Here is a 19,436-nt window from a genome sequence, read left to right on the forward strand (position 1 = left end):
CCTGTATCTTGCTTCGGGCTTGCTTAAACAGGGTGGAGGTCAGAAAACCGTTGGTTTTCCGGCCTCTACCCAGAGCGAGTCACGGTCGCCGCCAGCAGTCTGGCCATATAGCGACCCAGCCAGGATCCAGGCATGTTCGACGACAAGTCCATCTTCATCTCCGGGGGTACTGGTTCCTTCGGGCGCAACTTCATCAAGTGCCTGCTGGAACGCTACACGCCACGTCGCGTGGTGGTGTTTTCCCGCGACGAACTCAAGCAGTACGAGATGCAGCAGCAGTTCACCGCGCCCTGCATGCGCTGGTTCCTTGGTGATGTGCGTGACGCCGAACGGCTGCGCCAGGCCATGCGTGGCATCGATTTCGTGGTGCACGCTGCCGCCTTGAAACAGGTTCCGGCAGCCGAGTACAACCCCACCGAATGCATCCGCACCAATGTCAACGGCGCGGAAAATATCATTGCCGCGGCCATCGAGAACGGCGTCGAGAAGGTCGTCGCCCTGTCCACCGACAAAGCCGCCAGCCCGATCAACCTCTACGGTGCTACCAAGCTGCTGTCGGACAAGCTGTTCGTAGCCGCCAACAACGTCGCCGGCAGCCAGCAGACCCGTTTCGCCGTGGTCCGCTACGGTAACGTCGCCGGTTCCCGTGGTTCGGTGGTGCCGTTCTTCAGCAAGCTGATCGGCGAGGGCGCTGGCGAACTGCCGATCACCGACCCGCGCATGACCCGCTTCTGGATCACCCTCGACCACGGCGTGCAGTTCGTCCTCGACAGCTTTGCGCGCATGCACGGTGGCGAGATCTTCGTGCCGAAGATCCCGTCGATTCGCGTGGTCGACCTGGCCCGTGGCATGGCCCCGGCGCTGCCACACAAGGTAGTGGGCATCCGCCCCGGCGAGAAGCTGCATGAACTGATGATTCCGCTGGACGATGCGCGGATGACCCTGGAGTTCGCCGATCACTTCACCATCGAGCCGTCGATCCGCTTCAACAACGTCGATGCCGATTTCGCCGTGGATGGCCTTGGCGAGCGGGGCCGGCGGGTGGCCGAGGACTTCGAGTACCGCTCCGACACCAACCCCGAGTTCCTCTCGGTGAGCCAGATCGCCGACCTGCACGCGCGGCTGCCGGCATGATTCCTTATGGCCGGCAGAACATCGACCAGGCCGATATCGACGCGGTGGTGGAGGTGTTGCGTTCCGACTGGCTGACCCAAGGCCCGACCGTGGAGCGCTTCGAGCGCGCGGTGGCCGAGCATTGCCAGGCTGCTCACGGGATTGCGGTGTGCAATGCCACCGCCGGACTGCACCTTGCCTGCCTGGCGGCAGGGTTGGGTGCTGGCGACCTGTTGTGGACCAGCCCGAACAGTTTTGTCGCCTCGGCCAACTGCGCGCGCTACTGCGGTGCCGATGTGGACTTCGTCGACATCGACCCCTTGACCTGGAACCTGGACGTCCGTGTCCTGGCCGACAAGCTGGAGCAGGCCAGGGCTGTCGGACGCCTGCCCAAGGTGTTGGTGGCGGTGGCGTTTTCCGGGCAGAGCTGCGACATGCGGGAAATCTCGCGCCTGGCGCGGGAGTATGGCTTCGTGGTGATCGAGGACGCCGCCCATGCCTTTGGCGCACGCTACGCCGGCGAGCCGGTGGGCTGCGGCCGCCATGCCGATTTCACGGTATTCAGCTTTCATCCGGTGAAGATCGTCACCACCGGCGAGGGTGGCATGGTCCTGTGCAACGACCCCGGGCACGCCCAGCGCCTGCGCGATCTGCGCAGTCATGGCATCACCCGCGACCCGGCGCGCATGACCGAACCGAGCCATGGCGGCTGGTACTACCAGCAGACCGAACTGGGCTTCAACTACCGTCTTTGCGATATCCAGGCTGCACTCGGCTTGTCCCAGCTGGGCCGCCTGGACGCGTTCCTGGCCCGTCGTCGTGAGCTGGCGGCACGCTACCAGTACCTGCTCGCCGAGCTGCCGTTGCAGTTGCCGGCGGCGCAGGATGCGGCCGATTCGGCCTGGCACCTTTACGTGGTGCGCCTGCAGCCGCACCTGGAGAGCCGGCACCGAGCGATTTTCCAGGCGCTGCGTGACAACGGCATCGGAGTCAACCTGCATTACATCCCGATCCACCTGCAGCCTTACTACCGCGAGCTTGGTTTTGCCGAGGGCGACTTCCCCGAGGCGGAGCGTTACTACCGCCAGGCCATCAGCCTGCCGCTGTTCCCTGATCTGAGCGATGCCCAGCAGGACCAGGTGGTGGATACTCTGCGCCGGGTGCTGGCATGACCCGTGGGGTGGTGGCGATCATTCCCGCCCGCGGCGGCAGCAAGCGTATCGCCGGCAAGAACCTCAAGGCGTTTCGCGGTGAACCGATCATTGTCCATTCGATCCGGACTGCCCTGGGCAGCGGACTGTTCGAGCGGGTGATCGTCAGCACCGACGATCCTGGGATAGCCGAGGTCGCCCGGGCGCACGGTGCCGAGGTGCCGTTCCTGCGCCCCGCCGCGCTGGCCGACGACCATGCCTCCACCGCGGCGGTGATCGTGCATGCCCTCGAAACCCTTGCAGGCCAGGGCTACGAAGTCGAGCTGGCATGCTGCATCTACGCCACCGCACCCCTCCTGCAAGGCCGTTTCCTGCGCCAGGGTTTCAACCTGTTGGGCGAGCATCCCCGGTGCGCCTATGCCTTTTCCGTCTGCGGCTTCGGCTTCCCGGTACAACGGGCGCTGGGCCTGACCGCCGAGGGCACGCTCACCGCGCTGTACCCGCAATACCGCAACACCCGTTCCCAGGACCTGCCGCCGGCGTTCCAGGATGCCGGGCAGTTCTACTGGGGCCGGCGCGAAGCCTGGCTGGGCGGCGTAGCGGTTTTCTCCGAGCACAGTCTGCCGGTGATCCTGCCCCGCCATCTGGTGCAGGACATCGACACCGAGGAGGACTGGCGCCGCGCCGAGTTTCTTTACGCAGCGTTGCAGGCCGCGGGGGAGTTGCCAGGGTGAAAGTGCTGGTCCGCGCCGATGCAAGCAGCCAGATCGGCATTGGTCATGTCATGCGCTGTCTGACGCTGGCCCGGCACCTGGCGGCCAGTGGCGCCGAGGTGGCCTTCGCTTGCCGCGAATTGCCCGGGCACCAGCTGGCGCGGATCGCCGAGGCCGGGCACGAGGTGTTCGTGTTGCCCGCGCAAGGGGATGAACAGGTCGTGCTGGACGCCCTGTTGCCCGGTCCCGGGAGCTTCGACTGGATCATCGTCGACCACTACGGATTCGATGCAGCCTGGGAAAAAGCGGCGCGCCGCTGGGCGCGATGGATCATGGCGATCGATGACCTGGCTGATCGCCCTCATGCTTGCGACCTGTTGCTGGACCAGAACTACACGGCCAGCGTGGCGGCGTACCGGGTGCTGGTCCCCGAGGCCTGCCAGATCCTGGCCGGACCACGCTATGCCTTGCTGGGCGAGGCGTTTCGCCAGGCGCGTGCACCCGGTGCGGATGACTCGCGGCGGGTACTGGTGAGTTTTGGCGGCTTCGATCAGGCCGGCATGACCCTGAAGACCCTCCAGGCCCTGGACGGCATCGACGCTGTGCAGGTGCAGTGCATCGCCGGCCAGGCAACGCCGGACTTCGCCGCTTTGCAAGCGCTGGTGGCACGGCGGCAGGGCTGGGAGTTGCAGGCCTTCGTCCATGACCTGCCCGGGCGCATGGCCAACGCGGCCTTGTTTGTCGGTGCTGGTGGCGGGACCACCTGGGAGCGCGCCGCCATGGGCTTGCCGAGTATCTGCGTCAGCGTCGCCGACAACCAGGTGGGCAATGCCCAGGCCCTGGCCCGGGATGGCATGCACCTTTATCTCGGATCGGCGCAGGAGGTCACGTTGGCCGGCCTGCGCCAGGCCATCGTGGGGCTATTGAGCGATGCAGCCCTGCGTCAACAATTTGCCGCGCGCAGCCAGCGCCTGGTGGACGGCCTTGGCGTGCAGCGGGTCGAGAGCCATTTCCAACGATTACTGAAGGATGTGCAGCATGAGCAGTTTTGACCTGGGTGGACGGCGTGTCGGCGTCGATGCCGCGCCCTTCGTGATAGCCGAGATGAGTGGCAACCACAACCAGTCGCTGGAGCGTGCCTTGCAGATCGTCGAGGCGGCGGCCCGGGCCGGTGCCCATGCGCTGAAGCTGCAGACCTACACCGCCGATACCATGACCCTGGACCTGGACCACGGCGAATTCTTCATCGAAGATCCCGGCAGCCTTTGGGCCGGCTCTTCCTTGTACTCGCTGTACCAGAAGGCCTACACCCCTTGGGAGTGGCATGAGCCGATCTTCCGTCGCGCCCGCGAGCTGGGCATGCTGGCCTTCTCCACGCCCTTCGATGAAAGCGCCGTGGACTTTCTCGAAAGTCTCGACGTGCCGGCCTACAAGATCGCCAGCTTCGAGAACACCGACCTGCCGCTGATCCGCAAGGTGGCGGCCACCGGCAAGCCGATGATCATCTCCACCGGCATGGCCAGTCTCGCCGAGCTCGACGAGACGGTGCGCGCCGCCCGCGAAGCCGGCTGTCGCGACCTGGTGCTGCTCAAGTGCACCAGTACCTATCCGGCCAGTCCGGAGAACAGCAACGTGCGCACCATTCCCCATCTGCGCGAGCTGTTCGGCTGCGAGGTCGGCCTGTCCGATCACACCCTGGGCGTTGGCGCTGCGGTGGCAGCCGTGGCGTTGGGGGCCAGCGTGGTGGAAAAGCACTTCACCCTCAGTCGCGCCGAAGGCGGGGTGGACGCGGCGTTTTCCCTGGAGCCGGCGGAGATGGCCAGCCTGGTGGTGGAAAGCCAGCGTGCCTGGCAGTCGCTGGGGCAGGTGCGTTACGGCGCGAGCCAGGCCGAGCAGGCGTCGAAGCGCTATCGTCGGTCGCTCTATGTGGTGCGCGACATGGCCGCCGGCGAGGTGTTCGATGCCAGTAATGTGCGTGCCATCCGTCCGGGGCTGGGCCTGGCGCCCAAGCACCTCGACTCCCTCCTCGGGCGCAAGGCCCGGCAGCCGCTGAAGCGCGGAACGGCACTGGACTGGTCCTTCGTCGAATAGGGCGGCGGTCGCTCTGGCGCGCCCTTCGAGTGGGCGCGCCTAGGAAAATATGCCATTGTCTGTGAAAATCCGTGACCTATCGGTCAGAACGGACATCTGTGTCTCTATCGTTGATGGGAGTGGCGGCCGTGTCACCGTCATTGCCACTGCCGTCCAGTCCAGCGGACGGCGGGAATCCCTGTTACTGGCGCCCCTCGAATCATGCGAGCGGTGATATTCAGCCCTTTTCTATCGGGAAGCCATGATGATTGGCATCAAAAGCATTGCCAGCTACGTGCCCGCCGCAGGCGTGGACAACTACGCACAAGGCGCCAAGTTCGGCAAGGACGAAGACTTCATCCTCGGCAAGATCGGCTCGGCCTTCCTGCCACGCAAGGCCGACGAGCAGGAAACCTCCGACCTGTGCGTCGAAGCGGCCAACGCGCTGTTCGCCGCCAACCCTGCGCTGTCGCGCGACGCCATCGACGCGGTGATCGTGGTCACCCAGAACGGTGATGCCGAAGGCCTGCCGCACACCGCCGCGATCGTCCAGGACAAGCTCGGCCTGCCGACCCACGTCGCCGCCTTCGACATCTCCCTGGGTTGCTCTGGCTACGTCTACGGCATCTACGCGCTGAAGGGCTTCATGGAAGCCACCGGCCTGAAGAACGGTCTGCTGATCACCGCCGACCCGTACTCGAAGATCGTCGATCCGGAAGACCGCAACACCACCATGCTCTTCGGCGACGCCGCCACCGCCACCTGGATGGGCGAAGACCCGGTCTGGGCCCTGGGCAAGTCGGCGTTCGGCACCGACGGTTCCGGCGCTGCGCACCTGAAGGTGACCGATGGCGTGTTCTTCATGAACGGCCGCCAGGTCTTCAACTTCGCCCTGCTCAAGGTGCCGGCGCACCTGCACGAGCTGCTGGAGCAGTCGCAGTTGTCCGCCGACGACATCGATGCCTTCTGCATCCACCAGGGCAGTGCGGCCATCGTCGATGCCGTGGCGCGACGCTTCGAAGACAAACCGGAGAAGTTCGTCAAGGACATGGTCGAAACCGGCAACACCGTGTCGTCGAGCATTCCGCTGCTGCTGGAAAAGCACGCGATGGACGCCACCTGGAAGCGGGTCGCGGTCAGTGGCTTCGGCGTCGGGTTGTCGTGGGGCTCGGCGATCCTTCATCGTCCGTGACCTGAAACCTTTCCCGAGGTAATCTCGGGCGTTTCGCAGGCAAGGGATGCTCACTGATGAGCGAGTTTTTCCAGCGCAACGCCCAGATCCTCCAGGCTCGCTGGCCGGCGTTGTCTGCTCGCATCGCGGGTGAGGACAGCGCGGCCGTCAATGCGCAGCTGGTCGAGGGGCTGGGGTCTACCCTCAGCGTCGATGGTATCCAGCTCAGCAGTCGCCATGATCGCCTCGCCGAAGCGCGCTTCCAGGCCGCCAGCCTGCCCGATGTCGCGGTGCTGCACCTCTACGGCACCGGGCTCGGTGATCTCCAGGACGCGCTGCTGCAGCGCCCCGGGCTGCAACGCTTGCATGTCCATGTCCTCAACGGTGCGCTGTTCGCCCTGGTCCTGCACCTGCTCGACCAGAGCCCGTGGCTGAGCGATCCGCGGGTCGAACTCGCCTATGCTGGCGATGCTGCGGAAATTGCCCTGCCGTATTTCGCCCTGCCGGCGGAGCTGGTCCTGGCCGATGACTTCAACGCGAAGATCCGCGACCGCCTGATCAGCGAAACCCACCTGACCTTCAACAACACCACCTTTGACGCGGCCGACCCGCACCTGGTCGAGTTGCTCGACAAGAGCCTGCCACTGCTGCGTGCCGACCATGACGTGGCGCAGCTGTTCGGCAGCCGGGCAGGGCAGGAGGCCTTCGTGATCGCCACCGGGCCGAGCCTGCAAGCGCACCTGCCGGCCCTCAAGCGCGTCCGAGAACAGGCGCAACGTCCCCTGTTCATTGCCGTCGATACCGCCTACAAGCCGCTGCTGGGGGCGGGCATCACCCCGGACATCGTGGTCAGCGTCGACCACAAGATCCGCCTGCACCACCTGCCGCCCGAGGCCTCGGCGGACACCGCGCTGGTCTACATGCCCATGCTCGATGTCGATACCGTCGCCGGCTGGCGCGGTCCGCGCTATGCCGCCTATTCCGACAGCGCCCTGTACGCGCCGGTGCGCGAGACGATTCCGCGCGGCCATCTGTTCGTCGGCGGCAGTGTCATCCACCCGGCGGCGGACCTGGCGGTGAAGATGGGCATGCGCCGCGTCACCCTGTTTGGCGCCGACTTTGCCTTCCCCGGCAACCGTACCCATACGGGCTGGGACGATGGCGTGCTCGGTCCGCAGTTTTCCGCAGCGCGCCACTGGGTACTCGACGGCCATGGCCAGCGGGTGCCGACCCAGTTGAATTTCCGCGGTTACCTGATCGAACTGGAGCGCTTCATCGCCCGCCATCCTCAGGTCGAGTTCTTCAATACCAGCCGTGCCGGCGCCCTTATCGCCGGTAGCCGTTTCGATCCGGAGTTCTGCGCATGACCGCGTTCCAGGAAAATGTCCGCCGCTGCGCCGGCCTGTTCCGTCTCGGGCGTGATGTGGAGGCGGGCGTGGCCATGGTCGAGCTGTTCGAGGCAGCCCCAGGCCTGTTCGGCCAGGCACCGCAAGCGGTGCAGGGGCAGTTTGCCGCGCTGTTCGGCGATTTGCTGGCGGCCCAGCAGCGCCAGGACTGGATCGCCCTGGCGGACAGCCTGGAATACGAGCTGTTGAATCTGATCGAGCAGGCAGCTTCAGCCTGAAACTGTGATGGCCATCACAACGCGCTGACCGTTTGCGTTTCCTGCCGCTCCTGGCAAGTACCTGATTTACAAGGGGTGGCCGCGTGATGGCATTTTTTTTTGAAAAACCCCTAAAGCAATCCCCGAACCCGGCGATAAACATTACGAAGGTTCTCTAGGCCACACCCGGCGGTTGCCAGGGCCGGAAGCCGCAGTATCCATCCAACGAGGAATTCGTCATGGCTTTAACCGTAAACACCAACACCACTTCGCTGGGCGTGCAGAAGAACCTGAACAAAGCTTCCGACGCGCTGAGCAACTCGATGACCCGTCTGTCGTCCGGCCTGCGTATCAACAGCGCCAAAGACGACGCCGCTGGCCAGCAGATCGCCAACAAGCTGCAGACCATGGTTACCGGTACCACCGTTGCCATCAAGAACGCCAACGACGGTAACTCGATCACCCAGACCGCTGAAGGCGCTCTGTCGGAAATCACCAACATCCTGCAGCGTATGCGTGAGCTGGCTCTGCAAGCACGTAACGACTCGAACGGCACCACTGAACGTGCTGCTCTGAACAAGGAATTCGCGGCCAAGTCCGACGAAATCACCCGTATCGCCACCTCCACCACCTACGGCACCAGCAAGCAACTGCTGAACGGTTCCGCTGGCACCATGGAGTTCCAGGTCGGTGCGATGACCGGTACCAGCCAGATCCTGAGCGTTTCGATGACCTCCAGCTTCGCGGCTACCGCCCTGGCTGTTGGTACCGGCGCCCTGGCGATCTCCGGTACTTCGGACTCCGCAGTTCACACCGCTGTCGACGGCGCAATCACCGCGATCGACGCCGCACTGCAGAAAGTTGACGACAAGAAATCGGAGCTGGGTGCCATCCAGAACCGCTTCCAGTCCACCATCAACAACCTGCAGAGCATGAACGAGAACTCGGCTTCCGCTCTGGGTCGTGTTCAGGACACCGACTTCGCCGCAGAAACCGCTCAGCTGACCAAGCAGCAAACTCTGCAGCAAGCGTCCACCGCAGTTCTGGCCCAGGCCAACCAACTGCCATCCGCTGTACTGAAACTGCTTCAGTAATAGCTACGATGAAGAGCGAGGGGGTGCGCGAGCATTCCCTCGCTTTTTACTTTGGAGGTGATGGGCGATGGACATGAGCGTCAGGTTGAACGCGTCTTACCCGGCTCCGGCGGCAGTTGCGGCCCAGCAGGACAAGCCTGCTGAACAGGGTGCGTCCGAAAAGGTCCACGGCAAGCCGAGCCTTGCGGCTGTGGACAACGAAAAGAAACAGACCGACACCGACTTGCGTGAAGCGGTGAAGGGCCTTCAGGATTATGTCCAGTCGTTGCAGCGCAACCTGGAATTCTCGGTGGACGAGTCCACCGGAACGACCGTCGTAAAGGTGGTTGCCCGTGACAGTGGCGAGGTTATCCGGCAGATTCCGTCCGAGACCGCCCTGGAGCTGGCCAAGAGCCTGCAAGACGTCAACAGCCTGCTTTTCGACGAGAAAGTCTGAAAGCGGTACGAAATTTGATAGGTCCCTGGTTCCTGGCCAGTGATGGTCAAGCGTTTGGCGTGAACCAAAAAGGAGAGAACAATGGCAAGTCCAATTCTACCGGCCCTCGGCCTTGGCAGTGGTCTGGATACCACTGCGATCGTCAAAGCCCTGGTTGACGCCGAAAAAACGCCCAAGCAGAACCAGATCGACCGGCAGACCAAGGCCAACACGGCCTCGATTTCCGCCATCGGCAGCCTGAAGAGTGCGCTGGCCACCTACAAGACCGCGCTGGAAAAACTCGGCAGCTCCACCACGCCACAGTTCATCGCCTACTCGGCGACCACCGCCGACGACAAGACCGTCAAGGCGACTGCGGGCGCGAACGCGGTGAACGGCAGCTACAACGTGGTCGTCAACGACCTGGCCACGGCATCCAAGGTTGCGAGCCAGCGCTTTGCCGACAGCAGCGCGGCGATCAGCGAGGGCACCCTGGTAATCAAGCAGGGCACCAACGGTGAAGAGCTCAAGGTCGAGATCGGCGCCGGCGCCACCTTGCAGACGGTACGCGACTCGATCAACGCTTCGCTGACCTCCAAGGGCATCACCGCGAACATCATCAACGACGGTACCGGCTCGCGCCTGGTCCTGACCTCCACCAACACCGGTGCTGGTTCGGACATTTCCGTGAGTGGCATCACCGAACTGGAGATCACCGGCACGACCAAGATGACGGGTGCGGGCGCCGGTTTCATTACCGAGATCGCCAAGGATGCCTCGTTCACCGTCGATGGCATGCCCCTGACCAGCAAGTCCAACAAGGTCGAGAACGCCGTCAGCGGCCTGACGTTCGAGCTGGTTGCGAAAACCGCCTCGACGGGAACCAACATCACTGTAGGTACCAACAACGACGGCCTGAAGAAATCGGTACAGAGCTTCGTCGACGCCTACAACGCCCTGGTGACCACCATCAACAGCTTCAGCCAGACGCCGAAGAACGCTGATGGCACCATGGGTACCGCCCCCGCGCTGGCCGGTGATTCCATGGTTCGCGGCATGCTCTCGGCGCTGCGCAACGAGCTGGTGGTTCCCAATGCCAATGGCAACGGCACCCTGAAGGTGTTGTCGCAGCTCGGTATCAACACCGTGCAGAGCACCGGCCTGCTGGAGCTGGACAGCACCAAGTTCACCGCCGCCATCGATACCCAGAAGCTGGGTGGCGAGATCCAGAAGATGTTCTCGGGTGACGACGGCCTCGCCAATCGCATGACCAAGGCGCTGGAGCCCTACACGGCTACCGATGGCCTGCTGGCGGATCGCTCGAAGATCCTCGAAAGCGCCAAGAAGAACCTGACCATGCAGCAGTCGAGCCTGGATGCGCGGATCACCGCGATGACCACCTCGCTGACCAAGAAGTACAACACCATGGATACCCTGGTCGGCAAGCTCAATGCCCAGCGTGACAACATCACGTCGATCTTCGATGCGATGTCGGCTCAGCAGAAAAACTCCTGATCCGCGCGTAACGCCAAAAGCCCGGCAGTGCCATTCCAGCATGTCGGGCTTTTTGCATTTTCCCTAAAGTTTTTTGACGCGGCGCCGATAGCCCGGTCATAGAGACAACGTTTTTGGTGAGGTACACGCAATGAATCCGATGTTGGCCCTTCGGCAGTATCAGAAAATCAGTGCACAGGCGCAGACGTCCGAAGCCAGCCCGCACCGCCTGGTGCAGATGCTGATGGAAGGCGGCCTGGACCGTATCGCCCAGGCCAAGGGCTCCCTGGAGCGCAAGGACATCGCCGGCAAGGGCATCGCCATCGGCAAGGCGATCGGCATCGTCGGCGGCCTTCGCGAGGGCCTGGACCGCGACAACATGACGGCGGAACTGGAGCGCCTGGACAACCTCTACCTGTACATGACCCGTCGCCTGACCGACGCCAACCTGAAGAACGACATCGCCGCGCTCGACGAAGTGACGGAGCTGTTGACCACGGTCAAGGAAGGTTGGGACGCGGTCGCGCCACAATAACCAGTTGCGATAGAGGGTATCGTGATGAGTGCTGTGCTCAAGCGAATCGAGGAAACCCGGGAGGCGCTGGTCGGTGCACTGGCCAAGCGCGACTGGGAAGCGGTGGGTGAGCTGGACCAGGCTTGCCGTGCCTGCATGGACGAGGTGATGAGCGCGGAAGTGGTCGACGAGGAAGCGCTGCGGGACAACCTTCAGGACCTGCTCGGGGTCTACCGTCAGCTGATCGACGTGGCAACGGAAGAGCGTCAGGCAATTGCCGACGAGATGTCAAAGATCAAGCAGGCGCAACAGGCGACAAAGGTATACCATCTGTACCGCTGAAGGTGGATCGAAAATCAGTCGCGCGCCATAAATTTGACTGTGAAGGGTTTTTTGACTTAACTAGTGGCTGTTTTCTAATTTCAGACGTCGGAACACTGACCGTTCAGTCGGAATGATGTCGAGCATGCCCTTCGAAGGGCCTCGAGTTGACTAGGGAAGTTGCTATTGCATGTGGCGTGAAACCAAAATTCTCCTGATCGATGACGATAGTGCTCGCCGCCGTGACCTGGCGGTGGTGTTGAATTTTCTTGGGGAAGAAAATCTGCCGTGCTCCAGCCATGACTGGGAGCAGGTGGTCGAGTCGTTGTCGTCCAGTCGCGAAGTGCTCTGTGTCCTCATCGGTGAGGTGAATGCGCCAGCCGGTGTACTGGGCTTGCTTAAGACAGTCGCTGCCTGGGATGAGTTCCTTCCCGTTCTGCTTCTGGGCGAATTTTCTTCGCTCGAACTTCCTGAAGAGCTGCGCCGTCGCGTGCTCTCCAACCTTGAAATGCCGCCGAGCTACAGCAAGTTGCTGGATTCGCTGCACCGTGCCCAGGTCTATCGCGAGATGTACGACCAGGCCCGCGAGCGCGGCCGGCAGCGCGAGCCGAACCTGTTCCGCAGCCTGGTCGGCACCAGCCGCGCGATCCAGCATGTACGGCAGATGATGCAGCAGGTCGCCGATACCGACGCCAGCGTGCTGATCCTCGGCGAGTCCGGGACAGGCAAGGAAGTGGTCGCGCGCAACCTGCACTATCACTCCAAGCGCCGTGAAGCGCCGTTCGTACCAGTCAACTGCGGGGCGATTCCTGCCGAGTTGCTGGAAAGCGAGCTGTTCGGTCACGAGAAGGGCGCCTTCACCGGGGCCATCACCAGCCGCGCCGGGCGTTTCGAGCTGGCCAACGGCGGCACGCTGTTCCTCGACGAGATCGGCGACATGCCGTTGCCGATGCAGGTCAAACTGCTGCGCGTGCTGCAGGAGCGTACTTTCGAGCGGGTCGGCAGCAACAAGACCCAAAGCATTGACGTGCGCATCATCGCTGCGACCCACAAGAACCTCGAAAGCATGATCGAGGTGGGTTCGTTCCGCGAAGACCTGTACTACCGCCTCAACGTCTTCCCCATCGAGATGGCCCCGCTGCGCGAGCGCGTGGAAGACATCCCGCTGCTGATGAACGAGCTGATCTCGCGCATGGAGCACGAGAAGCGCGGCTCGATCCGCTTCAACTCGGCGGCGATCATGTCCCTGTGCCGTCACGGCTGGCCGGGCAACGTCCGCGAACTGGCCAACCTGGTGGAGCGCATGGCGATCATGCATCCCTATGGCGTGATCGGCGTGGCCGAGCTGCCGAAGAAGTTCCGCTACGTGGACGACGAGGACGAGCAACTGGTGGACAGCCTGCGCACCGACCTCGAAGAGCGCGTCGCGATCAACGGCCATGCGCCGAGCTTCCCGGCCAGCGCCATGCTGCCGCCGGAAGGCCTGGACCTGAAGGATTACCTCGGCAGTCTGGAGCAGGGCCTGATCCAGCAGGCGCTGGACGATGCCAACGGTATCGTCGCCCGCGCTGCGGAGCGCCTGCGGATCCGCCGTACCACCCTGGTGGAAAAGATGCGCAAGTACGGCATGAGCCGTCGTGAAGGTGACGAACAGGCGGATGATTGACGCCTGTTCTTCGCGCTCGCCTGCGTCGCTGTCACAAAACCTTTCGTAGTGTGTGGTAAAGGCCCGTGTCCACGGGCTTTTGCAGTTCACCGCGGCCCCCTCCCGAATGAGCGAAAAGTTTCCGGCATGGCTATTGCTACATCGCTGACAAGATGCCGTTTTATGACGGTAAGCCATGCGAGAGAGCACGATGCCCCACGCCGCCACCACTTCCCCTGAGCCGCAACGCGCGGATGTCGCCGAGCAGCAGAGCCGCGTAGGCCTGGAGCAGGCGTTCGCCCTGTTCGACCAGATGTCGACCCAGCTCAGTCAGTCCTACAACCTGCTCGAAGCGCGGGTTACCGAGCTCAAGGGCGAGCTGGAGGTGGTCAGTGCCCAGCGCATGGCCGAGCTGGCGGAAAAGGAGCGCCTGGCCAATCGCCTGCAGAACCTGCTGGACCTGCTGCCCGGTGGAGTGATCGTCATCGATGGCCACGGCCTGGTGCGCGAGGCCAACCCGGCGGCCGGCGAGCTGCTCGGCGAGCCGCTGGTGGGGGAGTTGTGGCGCCAGGTGATTACCCGCAGCTTTGCCCCGCGGGAAGACGACGGTCATGAAATTTCCCTGCGTGACGGTCGTCGCCTGTCCATCTCCACCCGTTCGCTGGATGCCGAGCCGGGCCAGTTGGTGCTGCTCAACGACCTGACCGAAACCCGTCACCTGCAGGACCAACTGGCCCGTCACGAACGGCTTTCCACCCTGGGGCGCATGGTCGCCTCGCTGGCTCATCAGATCCGTACGCCGCTGTCTGCGGCCTTGCTCTACGCCAGCCACCTGGCCGAGCAGGACCTGCCGCTGGACACCCGCCAGCGTTTCGCCGGCAACCTCAAGGAGCGCCTGCACGAGCTTGAACACCAGGTTCGCGACATGCTGGTGTTCGCCCGTGGCGAGCTGCCACTGACCGACCGCTTGACCCCGAAGGCGCTGTTCCAGGCCCTGCAACAAGCGGCGCAGACCCAGGTCCATGGCCACAGCGTGCGCTGGCAGTGCGACAGTCACCTCGGTGAACTGCTGTGCAACCGCGACACCCTGGTCGGTGCATTGCTCAACCTGATCGAGAACGCCCTGCAGGCCAGCGGCGATCGCGCGCGCCTGAAGATTCATCTGTATCGCCGCGGTGACACGCTGCGGCTATGCGTCAGTGACGCGGGGGCAGGAATCGACGCCGCGCTGCTGCAGCGCCTGGGCGAACCCTTCCTGACCACCAAGGCTACCGGCACCGGTCTAGGCCTGGCGGTGGTGACGGCAGTTGCCCGCGCGCACCAGGGCGAGTTGCACCTGCGTTCGCGCCGGGGTCGCGGCACCTGTGCCATCGTCACCCTGCCGTTGATCGGCATGACGGCGGAGGTTTCGCCATGAGCACGATCAAGGTCCTGCTGGTCGAGGATGACCGCTCCCTGCGCCAGGCCCTGGGTGACACCCTGGAGCTGGGCGGTTTCACCTATCGCGCCGCCGGCTCTGCGGAAGAGGCGCTGGAGAGGGTCGCGGCCGAGGCGTTCAGCCTGGTGGTCAGCGACGTCAACATGCCAGGCATGGACGGGCACCAGTTGCTGGCCCGCCTGCGTGCGGTGCAACCGCAACTGCCGGTGCTGCTGATGACCGCCCATGCGGCGGTGGAGCGGGCGGTGGACGCCATCCGTCAAGGCGCGGCGGACTATCTGGTCAAGCCGTTCGAGCCCAGGGCGTTGCTCGACCTGGTTGCCCGCCATGCCCTGGGCGCCGCCAGTGGCGCCGATGCCGAAGGCCCAGTGGCCTGCGAGCCGGCCAGCGCACAGCTGCTGGAGCTGGCTGCGCGGGTCGCGCGCAGCGATTCCACCGTGCTGATTTCCGGCGAGTCGGGGACCGGCAAGGAAGTGCTGGCGCGCTACATCCACCAGCAATCGCTGCGGGCCAGCGAGGCGTTCGTGGCCATCAACTGCGCCGCGATCCCCGACAACATGCTCGAAGCCACCCTGTTCGGTCATGAAAAGGGTTCTTTCACCGGGGCCATTGCGGCGCAGGCGGGCAAGTTCGAGCAGGCCGACGGCGGCACGCTGCTGCTGGACGAGATTTCCGAAATGCCCCTCGGCCTGCAGGCCAAGCTGCTGCGGGTGCTGCAGGAGCGGGAAGTGGAGCGGGTCGGCGGGCGCAAGCCGATTCCCCTGGATATCCGCGTGGTCGCCACCACCAACCGCGATCTGGCCGGCGAAGTGGCGGCGGGGCGCTTCCGCGAAGACCTGTTCTATCGTCTGTCGGTGTTTCCGCTGGCCTGGCGGCCACTGAGAGAACGGAGCGCCGATATTCTGCCATTGGCCGAGCGTCTGTTATTGCGCCACGTCAATAAAATGAAGCACGCGCCGGTTAGGCTCTCCGACGAGGCCAAGGCCTGCCTGCAAGGCTATCCATGGCCGGGCAACGTGCGTGAACTGGACAATGCGATCCAGCGTGCACTGATCCTGCAGCAGGGCGGAGTGATCGCCGCAGCGGACTTCTGCCTGGCCGGCGTGCTGCCGGTGCTGGCGCCGCAGTCGGTCAAGGCCGCAGCGACGCAGGCGGTGGTTGAAACCCAGGAGGCGGGCGGGTTGGGCGACGACTTGCGCCGGCATGAATTCCAGATGATCATCGACACCCTTCGCGCCGAGCGCGGTCGTCGCAAGGAGGCTGCCGAGCGCCTGGGCATCAGTCCGCGGACCCTGCGCTACAAGCTGGCGCAAATGCGCGATGCCGGCATGGATGTCGAGGCCAGCCTTTACGCCACGGGGCCTTGAGGATGGATGGTCATCGTTTTACAGAATCGTCGGGCCTAGCTGGCACTCTTGTTGCTAAGTCCTGTTCATCCGCTGCGTGAGTGTCAAAAATCTGCGGGCCGTCGGAGAGAGAAGTTCATGAGCCAAGGTGTTGAATTCAATCGGTTGATGCTGGACATGCGCGCCATGCAGGCGGAAGCCATGTCGGCGCCGAAGGCCGTGCAATCGCCTGCCGAGCTGGGGCAGAGCAGTTTCGCCGACATGCTGGGTCAGGCCATCAACAAGGTCAACGACACCCAGCAGGCTTCCTCGCAGCTGGCCAATGCCTTCGAGATCGGCAAGAGCGGCGTCGACCTGACCGACGTGATGATCGCCTCGCAGAAGGCTAGCGTGTCGTTCCAGGCCCTGACCCAGGTGCGCAACAAGCTGGTCCAGTCGTATCAAGACATCATGCAGATGCCGGTTTAAGGCGGGATTTGATTCATGGCCGATGCAGTCGTCGATAACGTGCCCGCCAAGGGCAGCCCGCCAGCGCCAAAACCGCCGCTGTTCGGCATGTCGTTCCTGGAAAACCTCTCGCAGATGCCCATGCTGCGGCAGATCGGCCTGCTGGTCGGCCTCGCTGCCAGCGTGGCCATCGGTTTCGCCGTGGTCCTCTGGTCGCAGCAGCCGGACTACCGTCCGCTGTACGGCAGCCTCAGCGGCATGGACACCAAGCAGGTCATGGAAACCCTGGCCGCCGCAGACATCCCCTACAACGTCGAGCCCAATTCCGGTGCATTGCTGGTCAAGGCCGAGGACGTCTCCCGTGCGCGCCTGAAACTCGCCGCTGCCGGCGTGGCGCCGAGCGACGGCAACGTCGGCTTCGAGATCCTCGACAAGGAACAAGGCCTCGGCACCAGCCAGTTCATGGAAGCCACCCGTTACCGTCGCGGGCTGGAAGGCGAGCTGGCGCGGACCATTTCCGCCCTGAGCAACGTCAAGGCCGCCCGCGTGCACCTGGCGATCCCGAAAAGCTCCGTGTTCGTTCGCGACGAGCGCAAGCCGAGCGCTTCGGTGCTGGTCGAGCTGTACCCGGGCCGCTCCCTGGAGGCCGGCCAGGTCATGGCCATCGTCAACCTGGTCGCCACCAGCGTTCCGGAACTGGACAAGTCCCAGGTCACCGTGGTCGACCAGAAGGGCAACCTGCTTTCCAGCCAGCTGGAAAACACCGAGCTCACCGTCGCCGGCAAGCAGTTCGACTACACCCGGCGCATGGAAGGCCTGATGACCCAGCGGGTTCACAACATCCTGCAGCCGGTGCTGGGCAACGACCGCTACAAGGCCGAGGTGTCCGCCGACGTCGATTTCAGCGCGGTCGAATCCACCGCCGAACAGTTCAACCCGGACCAGCCGGCGCTGCGCAGCGAGCAGTCGGTCAATGAACAACGCTCCAGCAGCTCCGGCCCGCAAGGCGTGCCCGGCGCACTGAGCAACCAGCCACCTGGCCCGGCCACGGCACCGCAGACCACCGGTGGCGGTGCCGCTGGCGCGGCTGCGGCGATCCAGCCTGGCCAGCCGCTGCTCGACGCCAACGGCCAGCAGGTCATGGATCCGGCCACCGGCCAGCCGATGCTGGCGCCGTATCCGACCGACAAGCGCCAGCAATCGACCAAGAACTTCGAACTCGACCGCTCAATCAGCCACACCCGCCAGCAGCAGGGTCGCCTGACCCGCCTGTCGGTGGCCGTGGTGGTGGACGACCAGGTCAAGATCGACCCGGCCAATGGCAACACCACCACTGTGCCGTGGAGTGCCGAGGACCTGTCGCGCTTCACCCGCCTGGTGCAGGACGCGGTGGGCTTCGATGCCAGTCGTGGCGACAGCGTCAGCGTGATCAACGTGCCGTTCGCCGCCGATCGTGGCGAGACCATCGCCGAGATCCCGTTCTACTCGCAGCCATGGTTCTGGGACATCGTCAAGCAGGTGCTCGGCGTGCTGTTCATCCTCGTGCTGGTGTTCGGTGTCCTGCGTCCGGTGCTCAACAACATCACCGGCGGCGGCAAGCAGTCGGGCAACGACAGCGACATGGAACTGGGCGGCATGATCGGTCTGGATGGCGAACTGGCCAACGACCGCGTCAGCCTGGGTGGTCCGCAAAGCATCCTCTTGCCTAGTCCGAGCGAGGGCTACGACGCCCAGCTCAACGCTATCAAGAGTCTGGTGGCAGAAGACCCGGGTCGCGTGGCCCAGGTCGTGAAAGAGTGGATCAACGCCGATGAGTGACAATCGAGCCATGACTTCCAAGCTCACCCGGGTCGACAAGGCAGCCATCCTGCTGCTGTCGCTGGGTGAGACCGACGCCGCGCAGGTACTGCGGCACATGGGGCCGAAAGAGGTCCAGCGGGTGGGCGTGGCCATGGCGCAGATGGGTAACATCCATCGCGAGCAGGTCGAGCAGGTCATGAGCGAGTTCGTCGAGATCGTCGGCGACCAGACCAGCCTCGGCGTCGGTTCCGACGGCTACATCCGCAAGATGCTTACCCAGGCCCTCGGCGAGGACAAGGCCAACGGCCTGATCGACCGCATCCTCCTGGGCGGCAATACCAGTGGCCTGGACAGCCTGAAGTGGATGGAGCCGCGTGCCGTCGCCGACGTCATCCGCTACGAACACCCGCAGATCCAGGCGATCGTCGTCGCCTACCTCGACCCCGACCAGGCCGGTGAGGTGCTGGGCAACTTCGACCACAAGGTGCGCCTGGACATCATCCTGCGCGTTTCCTCGTTGAACACCGTGCAGCCGGCGGCACTCAAGGAACTCAACCAGATCCTCGAGAAGCAGTTCTCCGGCAATTCGAACGCCGCCCGTACCACCCTGGGTGGCATCAAGCGTGCCGCGGACATCATGAACTTCCTCGACAGCTCGGTCGAAGGCCAGCTCATGGACGCGATCCGCGATATCGACGGCGACCTGTCCGAGCAGATCGAAGACCTCATGTTCGTCTTCAACAACCTGGCCGACGTGGACGACCGCGGCATCCAGGCGCTGCTGCGGGAAGTCTCCTCCGACGTGCTGGTGGTGTCCCTCAAGGGCGCCGACGAGAAGGTCAAGGACAAGATCTTCAAGAACATGTCCAAGCGTGCTTCCGAGCTGTTGCGCGACGACCTGGAGGCCAAGGGCCCGGTCCGCGTCAGCGACGTGGAGACCGCGCAGAAGGAAATCCTCACCATCGCCCGCCGCATGGCCGAAGCCGGCGAGATCGTGCTGGGCGGCAAAGGTGCCGAAGAGATGATCTGATGGCTGGGCGCCGGTCCTCCGGGACCGGTGCCCGCCAGGCTTTGCCAGGCAGCCCGCAGTGCGGGAAAGCC

At 64.0% G+C, this 19,436-nt stretch carries 19 protein-coding genes; all 19 read left to right on the forward strand.

The window, feature by feature from the left end; translation table 11 throughout:
* Positions 1-132 precede the first annotated feature (132 nt).
* The 19 genes from pseB to fliG all read left to right on the forward strand — a co-directional run bounded on the left by pseB (position 133) and on the right by fliG (position 19,365).
* The gene (gene pseB, locus V0R59_RS00200) at positions 133-1,134 is read left to right on the forward strand and encodes a UDP-N-acetylglucosamine 4,6-dehydratase (inverting) (RefSeq protein ID WP_330076873.1); all 1,002 of its coding nucleotides are present in this window, start codon (positions 133-135) and stop codon (positions 1,132-1,134) included.
* Positions 1,131-2,285 (forward strand): UDP-4-amino-4,6-dideoxy-N-acetyl-beta-L-altrosamine transaminase, encoded by a 1,155-nt coding sequence (gene pseC / locus V0R59_RS00205; RefSeq protein WP_330076874.1) that lies wholly within the window; start codon positions 1,131-1,133, stop codon positions 2,283-2,285. Before pseB ends, pseC begins: the two co-directional genes overlap by 4 nt.
* A complete protein-coding gene (pseF, locus tag V0R59_RS00210) occupies positions 2,282-2,998 on the forward strand; it encodes a pseudaminic acid cytidylyltransferase (RefSeq protein WP_330076875.1) in 717 nt (238 codons plus the stop codon). Before pseC ends, pseF begins: the two co-directional genes overlap by 4 nt.
* Positions 2,995-4,029, forward strand: a complete 1,035-nt coding sequence (pseG, locus tag V0R59_RS00215; RefSeq protein ID WP_330076876.1) for a UDP-2,4-diacetamido-2,4,6-trideoxy-beta-L-altropyranose hydrolase — start codon at positions 2,995-2,997, stop codon at positions 4,027-4,029. The genes pseF and pseG overlap by 4 nt, the downstream gene beginning before the upstream one ends.
* Positions 4,016-5,068 (forward strand): pseudaminic acid synthase, encoded by a 1,053-nt coding sequence (gene pseI / locus V0R59_RS00220; protein WP_330076877.1) that lies wholly within the window; start codon positions 4,016-4,018, stop codon positions 5,066-5,068. The genes pseG and pseI overlap by 14 nt, the downstream gene beginning before the upstream one ends.
* 244 nt (positions 5,069-5,312) lie before the next feature.
* Positions 5,313-6,239 carry a ketoacyl-ACP synthase III gene (locus V0R59_RS00225; protein ID WP_330076878.1) on the forward strand — a complete coding sequence of 309 codons (927 nt, stop codon included), beginning with the start codon at positions 5,313-5,315 and terminating at the stop codon, positions 6,237-6,239.
* A gap of 56 nt (positions 6,240-6,295) precedes the next feature.
* A complete protein-coding gene (locus tag V0R59_RS00230; RefSeq protein WP_330076879.1) occupies positions 6,296-7,585 on the forward strand; it encodes a motility associated factor glycosyltransferase family protein in 1,290 nt (429 codons plus the stop codon).
* Positions 7,582-7,842, forward strand: coding sequence for a hypothetical protein (locus tag V0R59_RS00235; RefSeq protein ID WP_330076880.1), 261 nt, complete (start codon positions 7,582-7,584; stop codon positions 7,840-7,842). The genes V0R59_RS00230 and V0R59_RS00235 overlap by 4 nt, the downstream gene beginning before the upstream one ends.
* A 218-nt stretch (positions 7,843-8,060) precedes the next feature.
* Entirely contained in the window at positions 8,061-8,915 is an 855-nt protein-coding gene (locus tag V0R59_RS00240; protein WP_042124605.1) for a flagellin domain-containing protein, read from the forward strand.
* Between the two features lie 67 nt (positions 8,916-8,982).
* The gene (locus V0R59_RS00245) at positions 8,983-9,351 is read left to right on the forward strand and encodes a flagellar protein FlaG (RefSeq protein WP_330076881.1); all 369 of its coding nucleotides are present in this window, start codon (positions 8,983-8,985) and stop codon (positions 9,349-9,351) included.
* An 81-nt stretch (positions 9,352-9,432) separates the two neighbouring features.
* Entirely contained in the window at positions 9,433-10,845 is a 1,413-nt protein-coding gene (fliD, locus tag V0R59_RS00250; protein ID WP_330076882.1) for a flagellar filament capping protein FliD, read from the forward strand.
* A 130-nt stretch (positions 10,846-10,975) separates the two neighbouring features.
* The gene (gene fliS, locus V0R59_RS00255) at positions 10,976-11,359 is read left to right on the forward strand and encodes a flagellar export chaperone FliS (RefSeq protein ID WP_330076883.1); all 384 of its coding nucleotides are present in this window, start codon (positions 10,976-10,978) and stop codon (positions 11,357-11,359) included.
* 24 nt (positions 11,360-11,383) lie between these two features.
* The gene (gene fliT, locus V0R59_RS00260; RefSeq protein ID WP_316918745.1) at positions 11,384-11,680 is read left to right on the forward strand and encodes a flagellar protein FliT; all 297 of its coding nucleotides are present in this window, start codon (positions 11,384-11,386) and stop codon (positions 11,678-11,680) included.
* 169 nt (positions 11,681-11,849) lie between these two features.
* A complete protein-coding gene (locus V0R59_RS00265; RefSeq protein WP_330076884.1) occupies positions 11,850-13,325 on the forward strand; it encodes a sigma-54 dependent transcriptional regulator in 1,476 nt (491 codons plus the stop codon).
* Between the two features lie 190 nt (positions 13,326-13,515).
* Positions 13,516-14,721, forward strand: a complete 1,206-nt coding sequence (locus V0R59_RS00270) for a sensor histidine kinase (protein WP_330076885.1) — start codon at positions 13,516-13,518, stop codon at positions 14,719-14,721.
* Positions 14,718-16,109, forward strand: coding sequence for a sigma-54-dependent transcriptional regulator (locus tag V0R59_RS00275; RefSeq protein WP_330076886.1), 1,392 nt, complete (start codon positions 14,718-14,720; stop codon positions 16,107-16,109). Before V0R59_RS00270 ends, V0R59_RS00275 begins: the two co-directional genes overlap by 4 nt.
* A 117-nt stretch (positions 16,110-16,226) precedes the next feature.
* A complete protein-coding gene (gene fliE / locus V0R59_RS00280; RefSeq protein ID WP_042124620.1) occupies positions 16,227-16,556 on the forward strand; it encodes a flagellar hook-basal body complex protein FliE in 330 nt (109 codons plus the stop codon).
* 15 nt (positions 16,557-16,571) lie between these two features.
* Positions 16,572-18,353, forward strand: coding sequence for a flagellar basal-body MS-ring/collar protein FliF (gene fliF, locus V0R59_RS00285; RefSeq protein WP_330076887.1), 1,782 nt, complete (start codon positions 16,572-16,574; stop codon positions 18,351-18,353).
* On the forward strand, positions 18,346-19,365 hold the full coding sequence (gene fliG / locus V0R59_RS00290) for a flagellar motor switch protein FliG (RefSeq protein ID WP_330076888.1): 1,020 nt from the start codon (positions 18,346-18,348) through the stop codon (positions 19,363-19,365). Before fliF ends, fliG begins: the two co-directional genes overlap by 8 nt.
* Positions 19,366-19,436 lie beyond the last annotated feature (71 nt).

Source organism: Pseudomonas ulcerans (assembly GCF_036324125.1).
Classification (GTDB): Bacteria; Pseudomonadota; Gammaproteobacteria; order Pseudomonadales; family Pseudomonadaceae; genus Aquipseudomonas; species Aquipseudomonas ulcerans.

Coding starts and splice junctions, on each gene's coding strand:
- pseC (WP_330076874.1), top strand. CDS start 1,131: ATGATTCCTTATGGCCGGCAGAACATCGACCAGGCCGATATCGACGCG.
- fliD (WP_330076882.1), top strand. CDS start 9,433: ATGGCAAGTCCAATTCTACCGGCCCTCGGCCTTGGCAGTGGTCTGGAT.
- V0R59_RS00225 (WP_330076878.1), top strand. CDS start 5,313: ATGATTGGCATCAAAAGCATTGCCAGCTACGTGCCCGCCGCAGGCGTG.
- fliF (WP_330076887.1), top strand. CDS start 16,572: ATGGCCGATGCAGTCGTCGATAACGTGCCCGCCAAGGGCAGCCCGCCA.
- V0R59_RS00240 (WP_042124605.1), top strand. CDS start 8,061: ATGGCTTTAACCGTAAACACCAACACCACTTCGCTGGGCGTGCAGAAG.
- V0R59_RS00235 (WP_330076880.1), top strand. CDS start 7,582: ATGACCGCGTTCCAGGAAAATGTCCGCCGCTGCGCCGGCCTGTTCCGT.
- pseB (WP_330076873.1), top strand. CDS start 133: ATGTTCGACGACAAGTCCATCTTCATCTCCGGGGGTACTGGTTCCTTC.
- V0R59_RS00275 (WP_330076886.1), top strand. CDS start 14,718: ATGAGCACGATCAAGGTCCTGCTGGTCGAGGATGACCGCTCCCTGCGC.
- V0R59_RS00270 (WP_330076885.1), top strand. CDS start 13,516: ATGCCCCACGCCGCCACCACTTCCCCTGAGCCGCAACGCGCGGATGTC.
- V0R59_RS00245 (WP_330076881.1), top strand. CDS start 8,983: ATGGACATGAGCGTCAGGTTGAACGCGTCTTACCCGGCTCCGGCGGCA.
- V0R59_RS00230 (WP_330076879.1), top strand. CDS start 6,296: ATGAGCGAGTTTTTCCAGCGCAACGCCCAGATCCTCCAGGCTCGCTGG.
- fliT (WP_316918745.1), top strand. CDS start 11,384: ATGAGTGCTGTGCTCAAGCGAATCGAGGAAACCCGGGAGGCGCTGGTC.
- fliE (WP_042124620.1), top strand. CDS start 16,227: ATGAGCCAAGGTGTTGAATTCAATCGGTTGATGCTGGACATGCGCGCC.
- V0R59_RS00265 (WP_330076884.1), top strand. CDS start 11,850: ATGTGGCGTGAAACCAAAATTCTCCTGATCGATGACGATAGTGCTCGC.
- fliG (WP_330076888.1), top strand. CDS start 18,346: ATGAGTGACAATCGAGCCATGACTTCCAAGCTCACCCGGGTCGACAAG.
- pseI (WP_330076877.1), top strand. CDS start 4,016: ATGAGCAGTTTTGACCTGGGTGGACGGCGTGTCGGCGTCGATGCCGCG.
- pseF (WP_330076875.1), top strand. CDS start 2,282: ATGACCCGTGGGGTGGTGGCGATCATTCCCGCCCGCGGCGGCAGCAAG.
- fliS (WP_330076883.1), top strand. CDS start 10,976: ATGAATCCGATGTTGGCCCTTCGGCAGTATCAGAAAATCAGTGCACAG.